We start from the raw sequence: 19,450 nt of genomic DNA on the forward strand, positions 1-19,450 counted from the left end.
TAGTTGGACACCAATTATTGGGGGTCTTTTTTATGTCCAAGTACAGCAGAGCATTAAAATGCTCGATAGCAAAACAATATCTACAAGGCGAGAGTTCATCCGGTGAGCTTTCTCGTCTTCATTCCATACCATCACGTCAAATACGTTACTGGGCTCAAGTGCTTGATATTCATGGTGCTCAAGCATTTATGCCTCATGGGTTTGCAAAGAACGCACAAACCAAACTGCAAGCCTTAAAACACATGTGGACGAATGGTTGGTCTGTCGGCCACACTAGTGCGGTACTGAATTTTTCGTCTCCTGGCACTCTCTCCGTTTGGCTCAAACAATACGAAAGAGATGGTATCCAGGGGCTTGAGTGTAGCAAAAGGACGACCAACAATGAGTAAGCACCCCTTTATTCAAGATAAGCACGATGATGAGAAGACATTGGAAGAACTCAAAGAGGAGTTAGCGTACTTGCGAGCAGAGAACGCTGTCTTAAAAAAGTTAGAGGAGCTGGAACAGGAGAAACGTCGTCGAACACAGAAAAAACGAAAGTAGTTCTAGCTCTTAGAAATCAACATCTACAACAACATCTCTTGCATACCCTTAAGTTAGCGAGAAGTAGCTTCTATTATCACGCGCAGTCGAGCAACGCCGCCGATAGCTATCAAGATGAGAAGCAGTTGATCGAGAAAATATATCATGACCACAAAGGGAGATATGGCTATCGTCGCATTCACCTCGAGTTAAGGAGGCGTAACGTCACTCTTAACCACAAGACAGTCCAACGTCTGATGAGGTTACTTGGCCTAAAATCAACGGTTAGGCCCAAGCGATACAGCTCATACAAGGGAGAGGCAGGAACAACCGCACCAAATGTGCTTGAGCGGGACTTCAATGCAACGAAGCCTGATGAAAAGTGGGTAACGGATGTTACTGAGTTTAAAGTTAAGCAGCAGAAGGTGTACTTATCACCAATCGTCGATCTGTTTACGCAGGAAGTCGTCGCTTATAAGGTTGCAAAAAACGCGTGCTTACCTCTGGTCACAGACATGCTGACAGAGGCAGTTGCGACTTTAGATGAGAACTCAAAGCCAATCGTTCATAGCGATCAAGGGTGGCAATATAGGCATAGGAAATATCAGAAAACTCTCGCTGACAGGGGGTTAACTCAAAGTATGTCGCGAAAAAGGAAACTGTTTGGATAATGCGGTGGCAGAGAACTTCTTTGCCTTGCTGAAAACAGAAATGTACCATAATCAGCACTTTGAAGATGCGGATGACTTAATCGAACAAATTGATGAATACATCGAGTATTACAATACAAAGCGCATCAAAGTGAAACTAAAAAGGCCTGACTCCGATGGAATATCGAAATCAGGCCTTACAAGCCGCATAACAGAAATGTCCAACTTTATGGGGTCACTTCATTCGGCTGGTTTTTTTACGTCTATTGTATAGGTCTAGCCTGGATGTCCATCCGCTCTCGGTGTCACGAGCATTTTGCCAAAGTGATAAACATACATGGCAAACGCAAACGCCCATAGTCCGGCGCTAATATCAATCATGGTAAACATGTGTTGAGGCCAAACTGCGACTCCGACACTGCGCACGACCGCTGCCAAGATGATAGCGCCAAACGCCAGTGTCATGTTTGGACCTTCATAGATTGCTCGTCCAGTATGACCCATGGTGACACGACTGATCATAGCGAGCACAAGACCACCTAAGGCCCCTACCGCAAACAAATGAAGCATCGCGTGAACCGCGAAAGCGTCAGTGAGAATACCACGGTATAACAGGCTCAATGGCAAGCATAAGTAGGTTAGCATTAACGACCATACCAAAGGCTCAGATAAGGTTAACCAAGGTTTCCAGCGGATCCAACGAGCCAATTGCAACACCCCAGCAACCAACATTAAAGGTTTCCCTAGAGTAGCTAGCGACAATGGGAAAAAGCTCAGTACAAACAGCATCATCAACGGCAAGGTTGATAACCATTCGAGCCATACAATAGGTTGTGGCTTTTCATATTGAAAACGACGGGCAGCAAAGAACGGGATGACTCGTCCTCCCATCACTGACAGCAAGATAGTAAACCACCACAACATCGCTTGCCATACCGCGCTGGAGCTAAATGGAGGCATGCCTTTGATCGTTGCATAGCTAGCAAAGTTCGCGAAGATTGCTAGTAGGAAAAGAGGAACAAAGAACAGATTGCGCCACCCTTTTGAGCGATACACACGAAAGCCAACCTCATAGGCGGCCAAAGCAATGAACAGAGATTCAATACTTGAGGTTAACCACAAAGGCACAGGCGTCCAAAACAAGATACGAGTGGCAACCCATAGCCCCACCAAAATTAACAAACGATAATGCTTAGTACCATTAATACCCGTCCAAGTTTGCACTGCAGTAAGTACAAACCCCACCACTATTGCCATCGCAAAACCAAAAATCATTTCGTGTGCGTGCCACCACAACGCCGGCACTTTAAGTACTTCAGGTTGACCGGTTTGGAACATAATGACCCAAGCTACGACTGCAAAAATAGCGTAAACGCTACCGAGTAAGAAAAATGGACGAAAGCCCAATCTAAGCCAAGCAGGAATCGCTTCTTCGGCTTTTTTATCGACGATATTCAACATCTCAACTCGCTATCTAATCTCTAACTAAGAACCTATTGCATGAAGCATGCCACACTTAAAGTCACTATTTATCAGACAGATAAAAGAGATAAGTGTCTTTTTTGACTCATAATAATTCAGAGTCATAAAGACACGTAATGGTCATTAAGTAATAAATTACTTTGGGGAAAAAATGAAAGAATCACGCAATAGGTTCTTCTTATCAGGGCTCTATTTTTTATAACAACGCTCGTTGATAGAACAAAATGTCAAACTCTCTCGAGGAGATGATTATTGTATTGTGTTTGCGCCAATAGAGAGTAAACTTGCCGACCCTTTAACCAAAACCCTATTAATACTAGGTGAAAACGAATGTCTAACAGTGCTTCATCGCTCAATAAGCGAATGAACATCGTCGCGCTGACGTGGCCCATTTTTATCGAAGTCTTACTGCGCACCGCTCTCAATACTACCGATGTGTTTATGCTCAGTGGCTATTCTGATCAGGCGGTTTCCGCGGTCGGAGTGATCACCCAGATCAGCTTTTTTCTTATCGTCGTGTCCATGATGGTCAGCAGTGGCACAGGCATTCTCATCGCTCAATACAATGGCGCATCGAAATTTTCTGAATCCGCGCAAACGGGTGTCGCGAGCATTCTACTGGCTCTTGGTTTAGGCGCTATTCTGAGCTTGTCACTGCTTGTGGGTGCTGAGCATTTTATTGCGCTGTTTGGATTAGAAGAACAAGTTGCAGCCTATGGTTACGACTATCTTATCATCAGCGGCTCAATGACCTTCAACGTCACTCTTGGTATCGTACTGACCACTATATTGAGAAGCCATGGCTTTTCACGCTCTCCCATGGTCATTAACCTAATTGCGGGCGTTATTAATATATTCGGTAACTATGTCGCACTCTATCAGCCGTTTGGCTTGCCTGTCTTTGGTGTAAGCGGCGTAGCAACGGCAACGGTAGTAAGCCAAGTGATCGGTACACTATTAATGATATTGGCAGTACGTGGAAAGCGCATTGATCTACCATTCGAGACCTGGCGTGCTATCCCAAACACACTCTACAAGAAGATCATGAAGATCGGCATGATGAATGCCGGAGAGATCCTGTCCTATAACATGGCGCAGATGGCGATTGTCTACTTTGTTGTGCAGATGGGCACCGCATCGTTGGCGGCATTTACCTATGCTCAGAATATCACGCGCGTTTCTTTTGCCTTTGCACTTGCTCTGGGTCAGGCAGGGCAGATTCAAACGAGCTACTTTATCGGTAAAGGCTGGGCTGATGACATACTGGGTCGCATCCAGAAATACTATCTAGTGGGTCTTGCGGCATCGACAGGCATAGTGATTACGCTGTTCTTGTTCCGATATCCACTTATCGATCTGTTCACCCAAGACCCGGAAATCGTCACGCTTGTCGCAATGCTCATTGGTGGTTCTATTTTTGTGGAGTCAGGTCGAGTCTCTAACCTCATTTTTATCGCCGCTCTGAAAGGTGCTGGTGATATCAAGTTCCCTGTAAAAATGGGGATCTTGAGTATGTGGGGTATTGCCGTTGTCTTCGCCTACTTACTCGGTCTGCATTGGGGCTTTGGTATCTTGGGCGCCTGGATAGCGATAGGTATGGATGAGTGGCTGCGTGGATTGGTTATGATTCATCGTTGGCGATCCAAAGTATGGACGCGCTTTGCCCTGACTTAACCGCCACTGCCACCTCCAAAATACCATCGAGCACATCAGTCAAACGATGTGCTCGAATTACAAACTGCTCTCCCTTATTGACGTCAACACCGCTTCATAAAGGGCCTCTTTGAGCCACTTAGCTTTTTCACTCAACTGTGATTGCTTTCTCCAAATCAATGCGATGTCAAAGTCGGCAACAGGTACCGGCGGAGCAACGGCAGTAAGGTGTGGCTGCATGAGGCTAATCTGCGCCATTTTTTCAGGAACAATGGCAAACATTGCACGCCCACTTACCAAGCGTCCGATGGTGAGGAAATTGCGAGACACTGCGGTTACCGAGCGAGTCAGTCCTACGGCATCCAAATGTTTGTCTACATTGCTGGTAAAGGCTCCCTCAGGGCTGACCAAACAGTGCGGCAGGGAGACGAAGGTTTCGATATCGACATGCTCAATTGGCACCTGAGATTGGTCATAAATACAGACATGTTTTTCTGTATATAAGGTTTGTCCATCGAACTGCTCATCCAATTCGGGAATGCTGCCGATGAGCATATCTAGACTTTCTTGCTCACTGATCGACTTATAATTATTGCGATTCACGTTGACGAAGCTAACCTTTGAATGAGGAGCATCGGTTAGGATGGCATCGTAAATCACCGGACCAAAAATAAACTCAGCGTAGTCGGTCAGACCTATCTTACAGACACCTCGATACTCATTGGGATCAAACACCGCCTTTGGCAAGACCTTATGTTGAACCAAGCTAAGGATCTGCTCTACGGTTGGAAAGAGCTCACTCGCACGCTCTGTCGGCACCATTTGGTGCGACTTTCTTTCAAACAGCTTATCGCCACACAGCTCTCTAAGTTTAGCGAGACTATGACTCATCGCAGACTGGCTAACGAAACACTTCTGCGCAGCGACAGAGACACTGCGGGTCTGATATAGGTGATAGAACACAATCAACAAGTTGAGATCTATCCGCTTCCAATCTAATTTTCCTCGTCCCATTTCATTCATAGTAGGTATCAAAACTATCGATTTGAATCATTATATGTCACGACTTAGTATCAGCGCTAATCGAAAATGTTATCGCTACGCAGGTATTACTTTGTCTACAAGCAACTCAGATTCGCTCACTCGCGAACCCACTCAGCAGCAATCCTTGTTTGCCATCTTTAAGATCTTTTTTGCCCTTGGCTGGGTAAGCTTCGGTGGACCTGCTGCACACATCGGTTACTTTAGAAATACCTTTGTTGAAAAGCTCAAATGGCTCAGTGATAACGACTACGCACAAATCGTTGCCCTCAGCCAGTTCTTACCAGGACCAGGCTCAAGTCAAGTGGGCTTTGCTGTGGGTTATCAGCGCGCCGGTCTTGGCGGCGGCATCATGGCCTTTCTTGGCTTTACACTGCCCTCAGTTATTCTCATGTTGGCACTTGCAGTATTGAGCAGCCAATTAACCGAGTCGAGCGTATTCCAAAACATCGTCCATGGCTTGAAGCTACTTGCTGTACTGGTCGTGGCTGACGCGGCTTGGGGAATGTATAAAAACTTCTGCAAGTCGGTGCTGACTGTCTCTTTGTGTATCGGGACAGCCATTGCACTGTTGGTCTTCCAGGGGATTGCCACGCAAATCATCGTGCTTATTATCGCAGCTCTTATAGGTACTCGCTATCTTGCGACTGGCAACAATGAGTCCCCTGCTGGCTCACTTTCCTTCTCGGTTATGCCATTAGTTAGCTTTTTTGTTTTGCTTATTGCTCTGCCGTTACTTGCACAGTTTTCGCCGTCACTGCAACTGTTCGCGGACTTCTACCAGGCAGGTAGCTTAGTATTTGGTGGTGGTCATGTGGTTCTACCTTTACTTCAAAATATTGTTGGTGACCAATTAACTCAAGATGCATTCCTTACTGGCTATGCGGCGGCGCAAGCGGTACCGGGACCAATGTTTACCTTCGCCACCTATATTGGTTATGAGCTTATGCCAACGGCACCTATTGCTGGCGCCATCATCGCCACTCTAGGCGTTTTCGTTCCAGGCTTTCTATTGCTGGTAGGCGTTCTTAAGAATTGGCAACAGCTCGCAAGCATTCCAGCGGTGTCAGGGGCTTTAATGGGGGTCAACGCTGCGGTGGTTGGTCTACTACTCTCTGCGCTGTACCAGCCCGTTTTCGTCAGTGCTGTGGTCTCTTCGCTTGACTTAGCCTGGGTTCTATTTGGCGCCTTACTGATGAAACAGTTTAAACTGCCTATTGTGTGGATGGTCATCTATTTTGCTTGTGCTGGTCTGATTGCTCCGAGCCTAGCAAATTTAATCTAAATCAAGTATCGCTCTGATTTTGAGCGATATTTCTCGCAAGTTTTCTAGCTGATTCATACACTAATTATGAGGGGCAAATGCCCCTTATCGACCGTCAACTGCATCAAAAGGGTTAACGATATAAGCAAAAGCGTGTATTTATAGAATCACCTTCCAACACGGTTCGCACACGAACCTCTTGCTCTCACGACGCTATCTATGAGAGCAACTGTAACCGCAACCAGATTCGCGTGCCATGTATGTAGGTGACAGTAAGGAGGCGAGTTATGGACAAATCTACACCCCGCAATCGGCACCTAAACACCGCCAAAGCCGGCTCAATCAATCAGGCTATTGAGCAGACGCACCTCGCTATTCACGAGCAAACACCTGAAGTCGTCAGATTGGCCTTTGCATCCTATGACAGTACTCATGGTCAACTGCGAACCTTTGCGCACAGTACGTTACAAGGCACTCCCTTGCTTCATTACAGCGCACCTATCTCTGCTCAGTCTCGCCTAGGTAGGATGGTCACTCGCCAACTAACTCGTGTGGTCAATGATATCCCAACCGAAATTGCCAATGACTCGCAGCATTCTAAATGGTTACTTGAACAGGGCTACGAAGCCTCATTCACTCGACCTGTGTTTGACAACGGTGAGTTTATAGGCCTGCTGTTTTTCGATGCTGATCGCAAAGGGTTCTTCGACTCATCAACCACCAGCGAGCTCATCAAAGATTCTGATAATCTCGTACGTCAGATTTGTAAACAGCACCAGTGCGTCAACGCTATGTCCGATTTAGGCTTCTCTCTTCGCCGCACCAACTTCGAGCATCAGAACGAGAGCCTTGATCACGCCTATCGCGTGGGTCAGTACACACGCCTAATTGGTGAAAAAGTAGCAGAGCTTTATCAGTTGAATGATGAAACTATCGAGCATATGGTTCAGTTTGCTGAGCTGCATGATGTAGGTAAATACTCGAATCTTGGTACTAAGCAGCAAAGCCTTTGGCTGGAGGATTGGGGGGATCATTTGAAACTCACCGCACAGATCCAGCAAGGGCTCAATCTGATTAACGCTTTAGCTCGGCAGATTCATGAAGAGCAACAAACCTGTGTTCAATTGCTAAGAGAGATCATTCAGTATCATCATGAGTATCTCGATGGCAGCGGCGCGCCTCGCGGCCTCAGTCACGCGCATATTCCTGTATCAGCGCGAATTGTAACCGTTGCTAACATTTTTGATGCCCTGACAAGTCACCGCTCCTACAGCGAATCTTGGTCACTGACCCATGCGCTTCTAGAGCTAGAGAAAATGGTTACCCTCGGCAAGATCGACGGAAACTGTGTTCAAGCCCTACGTGCGCAGCAAGACGCTGTAAAGCTTGTGATGCAATCAAACTTTCTACCGAGACATTAACCGTTAGCAAAGAAACGGCCTTCTACTCGTTGTGAATGCGCCCCGAAAAATTGAGTTTTTACTCGACTTATGTGCTCGGGGCCGCATTTATGCGCCAATCGCTTCTTGCAGTCCATTCTCAGTATGTCTAGTATTGTAGTGTTAACAATCAATTAACATAAATACAACTATAAAATTTATCGTTCTACACGTAAACGGAGTTCAAGAATGATACTGCCTAACGAAACGACTACTTCTAGCTGTACTCTACCACCGCCTAACGAAATGATCCTAAAGTGGGCGCATGAGAAACCTAACGAGGTTTACCTAAAACAAATCATTAACCGACAATTTGTTGAATTCACGTATGCCGAAGTTGCTGATAAAGCACTACGATTGGTTTCGGCACTTCGTGGGCTTGGCATTCAGCCTGGTGATAAAGTCGCGTTAATCTCGAAAAACTGTGCCGAGTGGTTTATTTGCGATCTTGCGATGATGCTCGGTGACTATGTCAGCGTGCCGATCTTCCCTACAGCAGGTCCTGATACCATTGAATATTGTCTCACTCACAGTGAGAGTAAGGTACTTATCGCAGGAAAACTGGATGACGCAGCGGCCACCAGTGAGGTGATGGGAAATCTTAGCGATCTGATTACTATCTCTCTACCTTATGACTCAGCGCCAGAGTGCCAACACAGCTTTACTCAGTTGGTCGCCGACAATGAGCCAAGTGAAGAGCGCCCTGTTCACTATGATGATAAGCTGATGTCGCTGGTTTACACCTCGGGCACATCAGGCCTACCCAAAGGTGCGATGCTGACCTATGGCGCTTTTTCTTGGTCGGTACAACGACTGATTGATCATATCGGTATTGAAGCCAATGACCGCTTGTTCTCTTACTTGCCACTCGCGCACATTACCGAGCGAGTCTATATTTTTGGCTCTTCAGTACAGGGTGGCGTACCTACTGCTTTCCCAGAATCACTGGATACCTTTATTGAAGACGTGAAGATGCAGCGTCCGACGCTGTTTATCTCTGTACCTCGTCTGTGGAACTTGTTCCAACAACGAATTCAAGACAAGCTACCGCAGAAAAAACTCAATATCCTGTTGAAAATACCTTTCGTCAACACACTGATTAAGAAGAAACTCGCTGATGGCCTGGGCCTTGATCAGGCTCGTGTTTTAGGTTGTGGCTCAGCCCCTGTCTCACCTGCTCTTCTCGAGTGGTACCACAGTGTCGGCTTGAATATTACCGAAGCTTGGGGGATGACTGAATCCTTCGCCTACAGCACCCTCAACCATCCTTTCCGCGGAGATAAAATCGGTTCGGTGGGTAATGCAGGCCCGGGTATTGAGCTCAAGATTGCCGATGACTCAGAGATCATGGTTCGCAGTAAAGGCTTGTTCTCTGGGTACTACAAAAACGATATCGCAACACAAGAGTCATTTGATAGTGACGGCTGGCTGCATACCGGTGATATTGGTGTGATCGATAGTGAAGGCTACCTAACTATCCAAGGTCGTAAAAAAGACACCTTTAAAACCGCCAAAGGTAAGTTTGTTGCGCCCGTTCCTATTGAAAAAAAGCTCGCAGAGTACAGCCGCGTTGAGATGATGTGTTTGATTGGTTTAGGCCTGCCTGCACCAATCTTACTGGTCGTCCCTCACGACTTCCCGAACTTCGACCGCGAGCGTTATGCTCGTACCGCAGAACGAGTCGTCAAACGCATGAATCAAGAGCTGGAATCTCACGAACACATCAAAGGCGTTCTTATGGTTAAAGAGCCGTGGAGCATTGAAAACGGTTTGCTAACCCCTACCCTTAAAATTAAACGCCACCTTCTGGAGCAGAAGTACCACGAAGTCGGTCAGAACTGGCCAAAAGGTCAGCTTGTGGTATGGGAAGAGTAATCACTCTTTATCGCAGAATAGGCGACCTTAGGGTCGCCTATTTTATTTCCAGAAAGGTCTACGGTGCTCTTGTTTCGCTTCATAGGGAGTGATTCCGATATCATCAAGTAACCATTCTGACATCTCTGCAAGCGCTTTTCGAGTTCTGTAATTTCGATACCAAACGCCAAGTACAGTTAAGATATTCTTTCTCTGCTCAAGTCCATCATTTTCTTGCTCTACACATTCGAGCTTCGTAATAGTTCTGTCCATTTGTTTTCCCTCCGTCTTTTCGTATAATTTTTGTGCACACAGAGAAAACTGACAAACGATCTATCCTGCCATTGAGTTAAGGAAAACTTAAGTGAAAGATAAACTTCCTCCACTCCAAGGGCTGTATTATTTCTATCAAGCTGCCAAACTTGGCAGCTTTAAGGATGCCGCTTCAACGCTTTATGTCTCAGCAGCGGCAATCAGCCAGCAAATACGCCAGCTAGAAGAGCAGCTTGGTTGTGAGCTGTTTTATCGACAGCATAGAAAAGTCATGCTCACAGCCGAAGGACATTCGCTTTTTAAGGAGTTAAGTCAGGGCTTTGAACATATTATTCGCGGCGTTCAGAGCATCCATAACGACGCAGAGCCCAACCGACTCTCTATCTCTACCCTTCCCTCTTTTGCTCAGCATTGGTTGGTACCTAGAATTCAGGGCTTTCGTGAGCAATACCCAGAGCTTAGCCTGCTACTTGAACCCAATAATAAACTGGTGACATTCCAAGATGACTCGGTTGATATCTGTATTCGCTATGGTGAGGGGCAATACCCTGATGTCGAGAGCCGACTTTTGATGGAGGACATTATTTATCCCGTTTGTCATCCCCTGTATCAGGAGCAACACAACATCCACACAATTCATGATCTGCATAAAGCCGACTTAATCGAAGATACCTGGCCCGATATGGACTGGAGCTTGTGGCTTAACCATGTTGGTGCACCGATTGGCACGCGAACGCTTCAGTATAATGGGGCACACTTCGTTGTAGAGGGAGCATTGTCCGTGCAAGGGGTTGGGTTGATTAAACACAGCCTCGCTTACAGGTACATAAAAGAAGGGACACTGGTTCGTATCGGTGACTTCGCGTTAAAACCTAGATTTGCATACTATGTTTGTGCACCGACAAACCACTTCAACCGGCCAAAAATTCAAACCTTCTTGTCTTGGCTAAACAAAGAAGTGAATGAGTTTAAGCGCTGTGATATGTCACACCTCTCCATCATCGAGACCGACTACGTTCTGAGGCCAAACTCACGGTAGAACCTTAATACTAGGCTATAAAAAAACCCGCCTTTCGGCGGGTTTTTACTATCTGAAGTCAAAGAACTATTACTTCTTGTCTTCTTTCGCTTTAGCGATAACTTCTTCAGCAACGTTTGCTGGACATGCTGCGTAGTGTTCGAATTCCATAGAGAACTGACCACGGCCTGAAGTGATAGTACGTAGGTGACCGATGTAGCCAAACATTTCTGATAGAGGAACGTTAGCTTTAATACGAACACCAGTAGTACCAGCTTGCTGGTCTTTGATCATACCACGACGACGGTTAAGGTCACCGATTACGTCACCAACGTGATCTTCTGGAGTGAACACGTCAACGTGCATGATTGGCTCAAGAAGCTGTGCACCAGCTTTTGGCATAGACTGACGGAATGCACCTTTCGCTGCGATTTCGTAAGCGATTGCCGATGAGTCAACTGCGTGGAATGAACCGTCAAATAGTTCAACTTCTACGTCTAGCGTTGGGAAGCCTGCTAGTACACCAGTTTCCATCATAGATGCGAAACCTTTCTCAACTGCTGGCCAGAATTCCTTAGGAACGTTACCACCAACAACTGAAGAAGAGAACGTGAAGCCAGAGTTTGGCTCACCTGGTTTGATACGGTAGTCGATTTTCGCGAACTGACCAGAACCACCAGACTGCTTCTTGTGCGTGTAGCTATCTTCAACTGGTTGAGTGATAGTTTCACGGTAAGCTACCTGTGGAGCACCTACTTCTAGCTCAACGCCGTAAGTACGCTTAAGGATGTCTACCTTGATGTCTAGGTGAAGTTCACCCATACCTTTCAGGATAGTTTCACCTGAATCTTCATCAGTCTCAACCTGGAATGATGGATCTTCTGCAACCATCTTACCGATAGCGATACCCATCTTCTCAGTAGAACCTTTGTCCTTCGGAGAAACAGCGATAGAGATTACTGGTTCTGGGAAGATCATAGCTTCTAGAGTACATTCGTGCTTAGGATCACATAGAGTGTGACCAGTTTGAACGTTCTTCATACCTACTACAGCGATGATGTCACCAGCTTGTGCTTCAGTAAGTTCGTTACGCTCGTCAGCCTGCATCTCACACATACGACCGATACGCTCAGTCTTACCAGTTGCAGAGTTAAGGATAGTATCACCCTTCTTCATGCGGCCTGAGTAGATACGGATGAACGTTAGTGCACCGAAACGGTCGTCCATGATTTTGAACGCTAGCGCTTTTAGTGGCTCATCAGCAGATACTGTCGCAACTTCACCAGTTGGCTCACCAGTTTCTGGATCTGTTAGAGGCTGAGGATCAACTTCAGTTGGAGCTGGTAGGTAATCTACAACAGCGTCAAGAACGAGTTGAACACCCTTGTTCTTAAATGCAGAACCACAGAATGTTGGGAAGAACGCTAGGTCACGAGTACCTTTACGGATACAACGCTTAAGGTCTTCGATAGAAGGCTCTTCACCTTCCATGTACGCTTCCATTAGGTCGTCGTCTTGCTCTACAGCAGTTTCAACTAGCTCTTCACGGTAAGCTTCTAGATCGTCAACCATGTCAGCTGGAACGTCTTGGATTTCGTAGTTTTCTGGAAGACCAGAATCATCCCAAACGTAAGCTTTACGGTTTAGTACGTCTACAACACCAACGAAATCGTCTTCACGACCGATAGGCAGAGTCATTACTAGTGGGTTAGCACCTAGAACGTTCTTAACCTGGTCAACAACGTTAAAGAAGTCTGCACCCATACGGTCTAGCTTGTTTACGAAGATCAGACGAGATACTTCTGAATCGTTCGCATAACGCCAGTTTGTTTCTGACTGAGGCTCAACACCACCAGAACCACAGAATACACCGATACCGCCGTCTAGTACTTTAAGTGAACGATATACTTCAACTGTGAAGTCAACGTGTCCCGGAGTATCGATAACGTTTAGGCGGTGGCCGTTCCACTCACAAGTTACCGCAGCAGACTGGATTGTGATACCACGCTCAGCTTCCTGCTCCATGAAGTCAGTTGTAGACTCACCGTCGTGTACTTCACCAGTTTTGTGGATTTTACCAGTAAGCTTAAGGATACGCTCAGTGGTGGTAGTTTTACCCGCATCAACGTGCGCGAAAATACCAATGTTTCTGTACTTTGATAAATCTGCCATTGTCTTACTCTGTTTATAAGGTATAAATTGCGCGCAGAGTATATCACAATCTGTAAAGACCGATACCTCTGCGTGCATGTGTATTAAAAAAAAGTTACCCGAACCCGACTCGATCACACGCCACCTTGGGAGAAATGCTCTCTCAAGGCTTATGTCATCAAGCTTCAACGGATTTGGGTGTTGTTACCAGATCGCAGTTAATTTTAGCTGCTCTTGGTGATTTTTCGATGTCATTTCGCAAAATCGTACTTTTGTTGGCGGTATTCTACCTGAAATTGAGCAAAAGCCACCATTAAAGTTCATCAAATGCTGAAATCGCTTCTGAAAGCTTCTTCACGCCGTGGATTTGCATGCCTTCAATACCGCCTTTCGGCATGTTGGCCGCCGGAACAATCGCTTTTTTAAAGCCGTGTTTAAACGCTTCCATTAACCGCTCTTGGCCACTCGGTACCGGGCGAATCTCGCCAGCAAGCCCCACCTCACCAAATACAACCACATCTTTCGGTAGCGGACGATCTCGAAAGCTTGAAAGCAATGCCATAACCAAAGCAAGGTCTGCGCTGGTCTCGGTAACTTTGACGCCACCCACTACGTTGACAAACACATCTTGGTCCGCCATCTGCAAGCCACCATGTTTGTGCAGCACAGCCAAAAGAAGCGAAAGACGGTTTTGCTCAAGGCCTACCGCAACGCGGCGCGGGTTCGCCAGTTGACTGTAGTCAACCAGTGCCTGGATCTCAACGAGGAGCGGACGAGTCCCCTCCCACACCACCATGACTGAACTGCCCGATGTTTCTTCCTCGCCACGAGAGAGGAAAATCGCCGATGGATTACTGACTTCTTTTAACCCCTGCCCCGTCATCGCAAATACGCCAAGCTCATTTACCGCGCCGAAGCGGTTCTTGTGGCTTCGAAGTGTTCTAAATCGGCTATCCGTGCCGCCATCAAGTAGTACTGAGCAGTCGATGATATGTTCCAATACCTTTGGACCAGCCAAGGTACCATCTTTAGTCACATGACCAACGATGAATATCGCTACATTGTTTTGCTTAGCATAACGAGTTAGTGCTGTCGCTGATTCGCGTACCTGCGCCACACTGCCTGGTGATGACTGGACATCGGCAACATGCATAACCTGAATCGAGTCGATAACCATCAGCTTTGGCTGCTCTTTTTCAGCAATTTGGCAAATACGATCAACGTTGGTTTCAGAAAGCATCTTGAGATGCTCTTTCGGTAACCCTAAGCGAGAAGCGCGCATAGCGACTTGCTGTAGAGATTCTTCACCAGTGACGTATAAAGTAGGCATCTGAGAGGACAACCAACACATAGCTTGCAGCAGCAATGTTGATTTACCAGCACCAGGGTTACCACCGATGAGGATGGCCGCGCCAGGTACAACGCCGCCTCCCAACACTCGGTCCAGTTCTTTGAAGCCACTGGTAAATCGCGGCACTTCTTGCAGATCAATCTCAGAGAGGGTTTGGATTGTCGACTCCGTCGCTCCACCAGCATAACCCGTCAGTCTCTCGTTGCGAGCCACTTGAGGTGATGCAGCCAGACGGATTTCACTGATCGTGTTCCAACTGCCACATGCGTTGCATTGACCTTGCCAACGGGGAAAATCTGCTCCGCAATCATTACAAACGTAAGCTCTTTTCGCTTTTGCCATAATTTGAACTAACCTACTTACTCTAGCGTTACAATGCACTGAGTTGCATTTATTTATTGACTAATCTATTAGTTTCGGTGTGTAACCAATGAAAAGTATTGTCAATATATGACAATACCCTAAGAATAAAGTGAGACAATACCTTATCTTTCCTATACATACCGTTAAGGTTTTCGGCATGGCTGCCGATATAATAAGGCATTACGCTGTACTTATTCTGATGAAACTCATCATCAAAGGGACACTTTAACAAAACTCATGCAGCAAACAGAAATACTTTCCATTGCCGAACGTTTGATTTCAGCTTACCACGCTGAGGACTTCGACCAAGTTCTCAACCAAGTCACCGAAGGCGAATCTGCGTCTACTAAGTTACTGGTGAAGATGGAGCTCAATCGTCTTATGGCGCCCTGCTATAAACGTATTGACCTACGTGGACGCGTCTCTACCAACTGTCACGAGTACCAGTTAGATGGTCTTGCACACTGGCTGGACGATCGCGCATTTAACTCCTATCACAAGCTCACTCGCAAATACGGTGGTTACACCGAGGGAGTATGGGAGCTACTTGTTGACAAGAAAACACTGAGCAACTTGGGTGACGAGCAACGCAATGCCAATAGCGGAGATTTAACCGACCCGCAAAGTCCTTATGCTGCCACACCCATAAATCTAGGTTATGACCTCAAGCGCAAGGAGTGCCGCTTAAAGGTCGAGTCACAGGTGTCCATTACGCTCGAGAACGGTGAAACCGTTATTGGTCTGAGTGTCGACCTCTCTAGTTCTGGAGCTAAGTTTAAAGTACCTGGCACCTTTGATTACGATTTAGGGCAAGTTATTTCTGTTACATTCGACGAACTAGCGGAAACCAGTCAACTAAAAGAAATCACCAAACCTATTGAGTATCGAGTGCTTGGTGTTGATGGTCTGCATGGCATCTCTCCGGTGAAGTATCTACGCACACTTAGGTTAACGCGTACCAATGCCGTAGAGCTCGTCGTCGACAAGATGCTCAATACTGAGTCCAAAAAGGTTCGCCACGACAATCAAGATCGTATTACTCGTGCACGGACTCGTGGATTTGAGCATACCTACCTGAAGCACGCTTGTAACCTGCCACTATTCTTTAGTGGCAACGATCTGAAAGTCGCGTTGCTTACAGAAAACAACCAAGATATCTGGCGCTATTGGCATGACGAACGTAACCAGCAATCGCTAGCCTCGTTATTCTCTAACCAGCGAATGGACCTGCTAGTCAAAGCTGGTATAAAAGGATGCAGTAACGTTCTCTATACCTTTACTCACGAACACAATGGAATGAAGCTGTTCTATTCCATGATGATGCCCGAAGCGGATCGCCAAGAGCGTCAACTGTTCTGGCATGTTGGCGGTAGAAGAGCGAGTTGGCGTGCATTTAGGCTGTCGGTATTTGAGCTATCAACCGATGATATGTTGACCATATCAAAACACTACAGTGAGCTTGTTGGTCACGACGAGAAGTTGACGCATTTTGGCATACTGCAAGAAATCAGTGACGACAAATCCGCCAGCGACTATCTATTTACTGAAAAGCCAAGGTTGCCAGCCAGTACTCTTAATCAGTTCCGACACCCGAGAAATGTCAAAACACAGCCTAGAGGGCTGTACTTTGATGCCAAATCTCGTCGAAGAGAACCTAGATATCAGTTTTCTTCACCACTTGTTGTCAGCGCGGGAGAGAATGTTCGAATTCAAGGACAGACCGTCGATTTATCTAAGCACGGCGCGAGCATCAAGCTAGCAGAGCCTTTGGCTATTCCTTCTGGTTCGATCCTTAGTGTCGACTATTTGGAGCTCAAACGTTACAACGACCGAATTCCATTGAACCAGGTACCATACGAAGTTGTTCGCATGTCAGCGGACAGAAAAACGGTGCACCTCTCTATCGTTGAATCTGGAAAGACGGTCAAAACAATCGCCTTCTTTAGAGGCATTATAGAGAACAACCAAGACAAGTTAGTCGCTCAGCAAGAAATCTTACCAAGTAGCTCATTACTTGAGGCACTGCACAACGTGCTACTAGGAAAAATGGTCTCTACGCCCGTTTACGTCGATAAACGCGGTACCTCAGTCAAATGCCGCTCAGTGGGCGTTAACTTTCCACTGCCCGGCTACTTGCAGTTCTTTGAACGCATTGGGCACGACCAAAAACTGGCGCTTGAGCCCATCTTTAAAGGCAGAAGTAATTCGTTATTGGCCGAGCCTCTCAAACGAAAACCAGGTGCCAAGCCTATTGCCTGTGAGCTCTATATTGGCGTCCTTAAACTCGGCGATAGAATCCAATCGATTCACACTAAGGTTCGCGATGATTTCGAGTCTACCCAGCAGCGCATTAAGTTCATTAAAGATGCCCTTAGCATGGGTGAGCTGTACATTCTGAGAGTCTCTTCCGGACCTGTTTATGACGCGTTGACTACGCTCATGAAAAAAGACATCAACGAGCTGCTGTCGTTGAGCTTAAGCCATGCACGTAACCTAGAAAACGAAATGACCTCTATTATTGGATACTGCGAGCTCGTGGACATTACTGAAGAAGTGTTGATCCGACTTGAGATGAACCATTAATTGCGCCAACTAAAAAGCCCTCGCAGGTTAACCTGCGAGGGCTTTTTTTGAAATCACTGGCTATCAACTACCAGCCAATTTTCTTTTGTCTTGCAAGCAGACCTGACAAGATACAAACGATACCACCCAATCCAGCATGTCGAATAGCAACTTGAGCCTGCGCCTCAACTTTAGGTTTTGCATGATAAGCAATGCCGAGACCCGCAGCCTTCATCATCACTAGGTCGTTCGCACCATCACCCACAGCGATCGTATTGTGCGGCTCCACGTCGTACTCTTCAGCAAGCTCAAGCAGAATGTCCGCTTTGGTTTGCGCCGAAACCACCTCTCCAACAACCTCTCCCAATAGCTTGCCATCTTTGATCGCCAATGTGTTGGATTGTGCAAAATCTAGGTCGAGCATCTCTTTTAAGTGATCAGAGAAATAGGTAAAGCCGCCTGACGCAATCGCGGTTTTCCAGCCGTAGCTTTGCAGTGTTTTAATCATCTCGCGAAGCTCTGGCATCAAAGGCAAAGATTCACGCACTTCACTTAAAATAGATTCGTCAGCATCTTTTAATGCAGCAACACGTTGGCGAAGGCTTTGCTCAAAATCGAGTTCACCCTGCATCGCTCGCTCGGTCACCTCTGACACTTGCTCACCGACGCCAGCCAGTTTAGCGATCTCATCAATACACTCTATCTGAATCGCGGTTGAGTCCATATCGAGCACAATAACACCTGGCTTGTTGAGATCAGGAACATCGCAAAGCCTTGCATAATCGACGTTCAGTTCATCAAGAATACTAATATGGTCTGGTGTGAGGTTGCCCTCCATCAAAGCAACCTCGTATTGACCGACTTGCCAGATATCTAAGATTCGAGTGGTCTCGCCAACATAGAAGTCCAAATCATTGAACAATTCGGTGTATAAAGTGGGTGCGTAGACAATCCAGGTAGCAGCGCGCTTCTCTAGCGAGTGAGAGAGTAATGTCTCCGGAAATCTTTGTTTTAGTGGGATACGCTTACTGATCGCAAGCGGTTTGATAGCATCCATGGCTAATCCTTCCTTCAAATGAGCTCCCGAAACGTTACCCTATTGCAATTTGGTTGTGCAAGCATCAATATGAACCAATCAGTAATTTCTTAGTACTTTTGCACTTTTATGGACGGTTCACTGTTTTCGTTTAGGAATTTTTTGCGTTTGGTTGCCTTGTGCTTGATCGCGGCGATGGTGTTTTTTATTACCAGTAACAGCGTACTAATCAGCAAAGGGAACGAGCGCATTCAAGCTAACCAATTAGAAGTGCTATCAAAAGTACTTATCTCGCAAGCCTCAAAGTCGGCAAGGCAGATGCTTATAGACCAAGATCAAGAGCGTCTCGGTGCACTTACGAATCAGCTGTCCAAAGAACGCCTGGTTCTGGATGCGACGGTTTATGATTCTGAAGGGGTCAAAGTTGCCTCGAGTAACAATGCTCAGACAGTTCGTGAAGTATTGGGGCTCGATACCCCACTATCGACTGCCAGTATCGGACGCCAGCAACTGGTCGAGCCTATCATTAACGATAATACGATTATTGGCTTTGTTCGTATTACCTTTGAAACCGGCAAAGTAACGGCGATTTCAGATCACCACTACAGAAAAAGTGACCGCTTTATGTATATGATGATCCTGATGAGCTTCTTGTGCGGCATCTTGCTAATGGTACTGCTTAGACGGCAATCGAAAGACAAAGGCGAAAACCTTCTTCTTAAGCAGCCCTAGATTTCTTAAGCAACCTTAGACTTCTTAAGCAACCTTAGGCTTCTTAAGCAACCATCGAA

Annotated in this window: 16 protein-coding genes; 10 read left to right on the top strand and 6 right to left on the bottom strand. The window is 46.4% G+C overall.

What is annotated here, in order from left to right; genetic code table 11:
• Window positions 1–32: 32 nt before the first annotated feature.
• From AC6I8Y_RS13250 to AC6I8Y_RS13260, 3 genes are read left to right on the top strand one after another with little or no spacing between them, the layout of a single operon-like run.
• A complete protein-coding gene (locus AC6I8Y_RS13250; RefSeq protein WP_498020323.1) occupies window positions 33–389 on the top strand; it encodes a helix-turn-helix domain-containing protein in 357 nt (118 codons plus the stop codon).
• A 39-nt stretch (window positions 390–428) separates the two neighbouring features.
• The gene (locus AC6I8Y_RS13255) at window positions 429–1,193 is read left to right on the top strand and encodes an IS3 family transposase (protein WP_498021515.1); all 765 of its coding nucleotides are present in this window, start codon (window positions 429–431) and stop codon (window positions 1,191–1,193) included.
• Window positions 1,186–1,446 (top strand): IS3 family transposase, encoded by a 261-nt coding sequence (locus AC6I8Y_RS13260; protein WP_498020324.1) that lies wholly within the window; start codon window positions 1,186–1,188, stop codon window positions 1,444–1,446. Before AC6I8Y_RS13255 ends, AC6I8Y_RS13260 begins: the two co-directional genes overlap by 8 nt.
• A gap of 2 nt (window positions 1,447–1,448) precedes the next feature.
• Here AC6I8Y_RS13260 and AC6I8Y_RS13265 read toward each other — a convergent pair whose 3' ends face one another.
• Window positions 1,449–2,633, bottom strand: coding sequence for an NnrS family protein (locus AC6I8Y_RS13265; protein ID WP_498020325.1), 1,185 nt, complete (start codon window positions 2,631–2,633; stop codon window positions 1,449–1,451).
• Between the two features lie 351 nt (window positions 2,634–2,984).
• Between AC6I8Y_RS13265 and AC6I8Y_RS13270 the strand changes: the two genes are divergently transcribed.
• A complete protein-coding gene (locus tag AC6I8Y_RS13270) occupies window positions 2,985–4,328 on the top strand; it encodes an MATE family efflux transporter (RefSeq protein WP_252012307.1) in 1,344 nt (447 codons plus the stop codon).
• A gap of 57 nt (window positions 4,329–4,385) precedes the next feature.
• On the opposite strand, the gene AC6I8Y_RS13275 is transcribed toward AC6I8Y_RS13270, so the two are convergent.
• Window positions 4,386–5,330: a LysR family transcriptional regulator gene (locus AC6I8Y_RS13275; protein WP_498020326.1), complete on the bottom strand. Its 945-nt coding sequence runs from the start codon at window positions 5,328–5,330 to the stop codon at window positions 4,386–4,388.
• Between the two features lie 145 nt (window positions 5,331–5,475).
• On the opposite strand from AC6I8Y_RS13275, the gene chrA reads away from it, so the two are divergent.
• The 3 genes from chrA to AC6I8Y_RS13290 all read left to right on the top strand — a co-directional run bounded on the left by chrA (window position 5,476) and on the right by AC6I8Y_RS13290 (window position 9,926).
• Window positions 5,476–6,633: a chromate efflux transporter gene (gene chrA / locus AC6I8Y_RS13280; RefSeq protein ID WP_394150933.1), complete on the top strand. Its 1,158-nt coding sequence runs from the start codon at window positions 5,476–5,478 to the stop codon at window positions 6,631–6,633.
• Window positions 6,634–6,899: 266 nt separating this feature from the next.
• Window positions 6,900–8,033, top strand: a complete 1,134-nt coding sequence (locus AC6I8Y_RS13285; RefSeq protein WP_498020327.1) for an HD-GYP domain-containing protein — start codon at window positions 6,900–6,902, stop codon at window positions 8,031–8,033.
• A 207-nt stretch (window positions 8,034–8,240) separates the two neighbouring features.
• Window positions 8,241–9,926 carry an AMP-binding protein gene (locus AC6I8Y_RS13290; RefSeq protein WP_252012313.1) on the top strand — a complete coding sequence of 562 codons (1,686 nt, stop codon included), beginning with the start codon at window positions 8,241–8,243 and terminating at the stop codon, window positions 9,924–9,926.
• A 42-nt stretch (window positions 9,927–9,968) separates the two neighbouring features.
• On the opposite strand, the gene AC6I8Y_RS13295 is transcribed toward AC6I8Y_RS13290, so the two are convergent.
• Window positions 9,969–10,178 (bottom strand): DUF1127 domain-containing protein, encoded by a 210-nt coding sequence (locus AC6I8Y_RS13295; RefSeq protein WP_498020328.1) that lies wholly within the window; start codon window positions 10,176–10,178, stop codon window positions 9,969–9,971.
• Between the two features lie 91 nt (window positions 10,179–10,269).
• Between AC6I8Y_RS13295 and AC6I8Y_RS13300 the strand changes: the two genes are divergently transcribed.
• Window positions 10,270–11,217, top strand: coding sequence for a LysR substrate-binding domain-containing protein (locus tag AC6I8Y_RS13300; protein WP_498020329.1), 948 nt, complete (start codon window positions 10,270–10,272; stop codon window positions 11,215–11,217).
• Window positions 11,218–11,286: 69 nt separating this feature from the next.
• Here the strand turns inward: AC6I8Y_RS13300 and fusA are convergent, their stop codons facing one another.
• Together fusA and radA are read right to left on the bottom strand one after the other, a co-directional pair.
• Window positions 11,287–13,368 (bottom strand): elongation factor G, encoded by a 2,082-nt coding sequence (gene fusA / locus AC6I8Y_RS13305; RefSeq protein WP_394150779.1) that lies wholly within the window; start codon window positions 13,366–13,368, stop codon window positions 11,287–11,289.
• 292 nt (window positions 13,369–13,660) lie between these two features.
• Complete coding sequence (gene radA, locus AC6I8Y_RS13310) at window positions 13,661–15,040, bottom strand: DNA repair protein RadA (RefSeq protein ID WP_394150780.1); 1,380 nt, start codon at window positions 15,038–15,040, stop codon at window positions 13,661–13,663.
• A gap of 258 nt (window positions 15,041–15,298) precedes the next feature.
• Here radA and AC6I8Y_RS13315 point away from each other — a divergent pair, with 258 nt between their 5' ends.
• Window positions 15,299–17,644, top strand: a complete 2,346-nt coding sequence (locus AC6I8Y_RS13315) for a PilZ domain-containing protein (RefSeq protein ID WP_394150781.1) — start codon at window positions 15,299–15,301, stop codon at window positions 17,642–17,644.
• Window positions 17,645–17,711: 67 nt separating this feature from the next.
• Here AC6I8Y_RS13315 and serB read toward each other — a convergent pair whose 3' ends face one another.
• A complete protein-coding gene (gene serB, locus AC6I8Y_RS13320; RefSeq protein ID WP_394150782.1) occupies window positions 17,712–18,680 on the bottom strand; it encodes a phosphoserine phosphatase in 969 nt (322 codons plus the stop codon).
• A 108-nt stretch (window positions 18,681–18,788) separates the two neighbouring features.
• Here serB and AC6I8Y_RS13325 point away from each other — a divergent pair, with 108 nt between their 5' ends.
• On the top strand, window positions 18,789–19,391 hold the full coding sequence (locus AC6I8Y_RS13325) for a YtjB family periplasmic protein (protein WP_042473628.1): 603 nt from the start codon (window positions 18,789–18,791) through the stop codon (window positions 19,389–19,391).
• The last annotated feature ends 59 nt before the right edge of the window (window positions 19,392–19,450 follow it).

It is taken from the genome of Vibrio sp. KUL78 (assembly GCF_059725505.1).

Excerpts from the sequence above, each read along its gene's own strand:
- AC6I8Y_RS13295 (WP_498020328.1), bottom strand. The coding sequence starts at position 10,178 with ATGGACAGAACTATTACGAAGCTCGAATGTGTAGAGCAAGAAAATGAT.
- fusA (WP_394150779.1), bottom strand. The coding sequence starts at position 13,368 with ATGGCAGATTTATCAAAGTACAGAAACATTGGTATTTTCGCGCACGTT.
- AC6I8Y_RS13270 (WP_252012307.1), top strand. The coding sequence starts at position 2,985 with ATGTCTAACAGTGCTTCATCGCTCAATAAGCGAATGAACATCGTCGCG.
- AC6I8Y_RS13285 (WP_498020327.1), top strand. The coding sequence starts at position 6,900 with ATGGACAAATCTACACCCCGCAATCGGCACCTAAACACCGCCAAAGCC.
- AC6I8Y_RS13275 (WP_498020326.1), bottom strand. The coding sequence starts at position 5,330 with ATGAATGAAATGGGACGAGGAAAATTAGATTGGAAGCGGATAGATCTC.
- AC6I8Y_RS13290 (WP_252012313.1), top strand. The coding sequence starts at position 8,241 with ATGATACTGCCTAACGAAACGACTACTTCTAGCTGTACTCTACCACCG.
- serB (WP_394150782.1), bottom strand. The coding sequence starts at position 18,680 with ATGGATGCTATCAAACCGCTTGCGATCAGTAAGCGTATCCCACTAAAA.
- radA (WP_394150780.1), bottom strand. The coding sequence starts at position 15,040 with ATGGCAAAAGCGAAAAGAGCTTACGTTTGTAATGATTGCGGAGCAGAT.
- AC6I8Y_RS13250 (WP_498020323.1), top strand. The coding sequence starts at position 33 with ATGTCCAAGTACAGCAGAGCATTAAAATGCTCGATAGCAAAACAATAT.
- AC6I8Y_RS13265 (WP_498020325.1), bottom strand. The coding sequence starts at position 2,633 with ATGTTGAATATCGTCGATAAAAAAGCCGAAGAAGCGATTCCTGCTTGG.
- AC6I8Y_RS13325 (WP_042473628.1), top strand. The coding sequence starts at position 18,789 with ATGGACGGTTCACTGTTTTCGTTTAGGAATTTTTTGCGTTTGGTTGCC.
- AC6I8Y_RS13315 (WP_394150781.1), top strand. The coding sequence starts at position 15,299 with ATGCAGCAAACAGAAATACTTTCCATTGCCGAACGTTTGATTTCAGCT.